General features: G+C 61.8%; 5 protein-coding genes. All 5 read left to right on the top strand.

Annotated elements, in window-relative coordinates; genetic code table 11:
- Positions 1–379: glutaredoxin domain-containing protein (locus tag SH809_00565; protein MDZ4698168.1), on the top strand; the 379-nt coding region annotated here is incomplete at its 5' end.
- A gap of 147 nt (positions 380–526) precedes the next feature.
- Positions 527–1,546 (top strand): TRAP transporter substrate-binding protein, encoded by a 1,020-nt coding sequence (locus tag SH809_00560; GenBank protein MDZ4698167.1) that lies wholly within the window; start codon positions 527–529, stop codon positions 1,544–1,546.
- Positions 1,547–1,579: 33 nt separating this feature from the next.
- Positions 1,580–2,089: a TRAP transporter small permease gene (locus SH809_00555; protein MDZ4698166.1), complete on the top strand. Its 510-nt coding sequence runs from the start codon at positions 1,580–1,582 to the stop codon at positions 2,087–2,089.
- Between the two features lie 9 nt (positions 2,090–2,098).
- The gene (locus tag SH809_00550) at positions 2,099–3,391 is read left to right on the top strand and encodes a TRAP transporter large permease (protein MDZ4698165.1); all 1,293 of its coding nucleotides are present in this window, start codon (positions 2,099–2,101) and stop codon (positions 3,389–3,391) included.
- A gap of 10 nt (positions 3,392–3,401) precedes the next feature.
- The coding region (locus SH809_00545) for a GMC family oxidoreductase N-terminal domain-containing protein (protein ID MDZ4698164.1) at positions 3,402–4,016 on the top strand (615 nt) is incomplete at its 3' end.

Raw genomic sequence — 4,016 nt, 5'->3', positions numbered from 1 at the left:
CTTCGGCAAGCGCTCGTGGCGCTACTCGATGCTCGTCAAGGACGGCGTGGTGCAGAAGATGTTCGTCGAGCCCAACAAGCCCGGCGACCCGTTCGAGGTGTCGGACGCGGACACGATGCTCGCCCACGTCAACCCGAAAGCCAAAAAGCCCGACCAGGTGGCGATCTTCACGCGCGAAGGCTGCTCGTTCTGCGCCAAGGCGAAGAAGCTGCTTAAGGAGCTCGACTACGACTATTCGGAAGTCTCGCTGCCCAACACCAACCGCAGCCGGATCGTGGGCGCGGTGACCGGCCAGGGCACGGTGCCGCAGGTGTTCGTCAACGGCAAGCACATCGGCGGCTTAGAAGAGCTGCAGTCCTGGGCGAAGAAAGCCGCCTGATCGCCGGACGCCGGCGGCCAGCGAATCCTGTCCCTGCCAATCCTTCGCGCAGGGTCAGGACGCGCCTTTATCTGGTAGTCTGATTGCGAATCCGGGTCCTGCTCGTTCGAAGCCCGGGGGTCGTCAATGCTGCCAACCAAAGGGGAAATGCAGATGTTTAGCCGCAACATTTTGAACCTGAGTCTCGGTGTCCTGATTGCGTTTGCCTCCACGACCGTTTGCGCCCAGGCAGTGGATATCCCGTATGTCCAAAAAACGCAGAAGACATTGCGGTTGGCGCATGGCCTGACCCCGGGATCCCCGTACGACCTGGGCGCCAAGCGTTTTGCGGAGTTGCTGGATACCTACACGCACCGCGCGATGCAGGTAAAGATCTTCCCGAGCGCGCAACTCGGCGTCGAGCAGAACACGGCCAAGGATGTGCAACTGGGCACGCTCGACCTCTCGCTGGTGGCGATCAACAACGCCTCGATGTGGTACAAGCCGCTCGACGTCACCATCCTGCCGTTCATATTCCGCGATCGCGCCCACGCTGAAGCGGTGATTGCCGGGAAGGTCGGCGAGGAGCTTTTCGAGAACTACCGGAAGGCTTCGGGGGTCCGGATCATTTCGGTTTTCGAGTGGGGTGATCGCGCCATCATGAACAAGACGCGCGCCATCGAGAAGCCGGCCGACCTGAAAGGGGTCAAATTGCGGTTGCCGAAGAACTCGGTGATGCTCGATACCTACAATGCCCTGGGTGCCACGACCACGGCGATCGACTGGGGCGAACTCTATGCCGCCCTCCAGCAGGGCACTGCCGATGGGCTGGAGGGGCCGCCGCAGGGGATGATCGACATGAAGTTCACCGATTTTCTCAAGCATTACTCGTACATCAACATCTTCTACGGCCTGGCAGTCATCGTCATGAACGACAAGGCGTTCATGACGCTGCCGAAGACGCAGCAGGCAGCGATCCTGCGGGCCGGCCGCGAGGCCGGGGAATACCAGCGGTGGGTATCGGCTGTCTCCCATGTCGAAGGCCTTGCCAACCTGCAGAAGCTCGGGGTCAAGGTCAACGTGATCGCCGACCGGCAGGCTTTTGTGAAAGCTGTCCAGCCGGTCTGGGAAAAATACAAGGCCGAAATCGGCGAGAGCTGGATCAAGCGGGTCTCCGAAACCCAGTAAGCGGGCGCCCGCGACACTCCGGACGAGACGCCCGTGGTTCGCGTCCTGCGCTTCATCGACAACTGGCTCGAGCAGGTCATGATCGTGATCTGCTGCTCGAGCCTGGTTGCCTGCCTTACCTATACGGCGCTGGTCCGTTACTTCGTTCACGATCAATTCTTCACCAAGCTCTCCTTCAAGGCCGAGGAGCTTGCGATCTTCTCCTTCGTCTTCCTCCTGTACTTCGGATCGGTCCTGGCCACGCGGGAAGGCGCCCATTTCAGGGTCTCGGCCCACCTCGACTGGATCAAACCGCCCCTGCGGCGCTGGCGCTTCCTGATCGGTGACGTCCTGTGGCTGGCCTTCAGCGTGTTCATCGTCTGGCAGGGCGTCCTGCTCGTACAAACGGCTTTCGAGCGCCCGGAACCGAGCATCGCACTTGGCGTGCCGATGCAATGGATCTACCTCGTCATCCCCCTCTCGTTTGCGTTGAATTGCTTCCGGCTCGTGCAGAGTTATTTCAAGCCGGAGATCGAGCGCGATCACTCCAGTTCCCAGCTCTAGGCGCGGTCCTTGGACGAATCCAACATTGCGGCCATCGTATTCAGCGTGCTGACGCTGGCCCTGTTGCTGGGCATCCCGGTCGGCTTTTCGCTTGGTATCGCGGCCCTCGCCGGCCTGATGGTCACGCCGATACCGGTGATCTACATGGCCCAGACCTTGTACACCGGCGCCGGGCTGTTCCCCCTCATCGCCATCCCCGGTTTCATCCTGGCGGGCGAACTCATGATGCGCGCGGCACTGACGGACAAGATCATCCGCGTCATCTATATCGTGGCTGGCAATGTCCCGGGCGGGCTGGCGGTGGTGACGATTCTGTCCTGCGCTTTTTTCGCGTCCCTCTCGGGATCGGGTCCGGCGACCACCGCCGCGATCGGCGCGGTGATGATTCCCGCCATGGTGCGGGCCGGCTACCCGGTGGCATTTGCGGCGTCCGTCGCCGCGATCGGCGGGACGCTCGGCATCCTCATCCCCCCTTCGAACCCGATGATCGTCTACGCGGTCATGACCAAGGACGTTTCGGTCAGCGGGTTGTTTTCCGCCGGATTCGTGCCCGGCCTCCTGCTGGCAGCCCTGCTCGCGTTCATGTGCTTCGTGATCGGTTGGATGCGGGGCTACCGCTCGACCGGCGAGCCGTTTTCCCTCAGGCAATTCCTAGTTGCGTTCTGGGAAGCGAAATATGCGCTGGTAATGCCTTTCGTCGTGCTCGGGTCCATCTACACAGGGCTTGCGACGCCGACGGAGTCGGCCATGCTGGCCGTCGTCTATTCCCTCGGCGTAGGGATCGCGACGCGCAAGCTCGGCTGGCTCAGCCTCTTCGAAGGGATGGTCGCGACCGGGAAGCTGACCGGTGCGGTGCTGATCATCATGGGACCGGCATTGGCGTTCGGAAAGCTCCTCACGCTCTACCAGATCCCCGACCAGATCGCCGAAATGTTCCTCAAAGTGTCGAGCAACCCGCAACTGATCCTGATCATGATCTCGCTGTTCCTGGTCGTCGTCGGGATGTTCATGGAAACCCTGAGCATGGTGGTGCTCCTCACCCCCATCTTCCTGCCCGTGGTGGTGAAGCTCGGTGTCGACCCGGTCCATTTCGGCATCATTTTCGTCGTACTCTGCGAAGTCGGCTTCATGACCCCGCCGCTTGGCGTCAACCTCTTCGTTGCGTCCGCCCTCTCCAGGATCAGCATCGAGGCCATCAGCAAGGCTTCGCTCAAGTTTGTATTCCTGTTGCTTGCGTTCGTATTGCTGCTCATCTACGTGCCCTGGATAGCCACGGTCGGCTACAAATGGGGCCTGAACTAGGAAAATCGCCTTGGAAGGGGAATTCGACTATGTGATCGTCGGCGCGGGGTCCGCGGGCTGCGTCCTCGCCAACCGGCTGACCGCCGATGGCGCCAGCCGCGTGCTGTTGCTCGAAGCTGGCGGGCCGGACCGGAATATCTGGATCCACCTGCCGGTGGGCTACTTCAAGACCATGCACAACCCGGCGACGGACTGGTGCTTTGTGACCGAGCCGTGCCCGGGCCTGGGCGGGCGCCGGGTCAAGTGGCCGCGCGGCAAGGTGCTTGGCGGCTCGAGTTCAATCAACGGCCTGCTCTACATCCGGGGACACCGGTCGGATTTCGATACCTGGCGCCAGCTCGGAAACCCAGGCTGGGGCTACGACGACGTATTGCCTTACTTCAAGCGATCGGAAGACCAGGAGCGTGGCGAAGACGCCTTCCACGGCGTCGGCGGCCCCCAGGCCGTATCCGACGTGCGCATCAAGAGGAAGATCAGTGAACTGTTCATTTCGGCGGCCGAAAGCGCCGGGATAGAACGCAACGAAGACGTCAACGGGGCCCGCATGGAAGGCGTGGGCTATTTCCAGAATACGACCCGCAACGGCCTGCGTTGTTCGACCGCCGTCGGCTATCTCAAGCCGGTG

The organism is Rhodothermales bacterium, assembly GCA_034439735.1.
In the GTDB taxonomy this organism is placed as follows: domain Bacteria; phylum Bacteroidota; class Rhodothermia; order Rhodothermales; family JAHQVL01; genus JAWKNW01.
The sequence above is the reverse complement of the archived record's forward strand: the minus strand, read 5'-3'. Positions and strand labels throughout refer to the sequence as shown.

Bases quoted from the DNA above. Each gene is read 5' to 3' on its own strand.
- SH809_00560 (MDZ4698167.1), top strand. From the start codon at position 527: ATGCAGATGTTTAGCCGCAACATTTTGAACCTGAGTCTCGGTGTCCTG.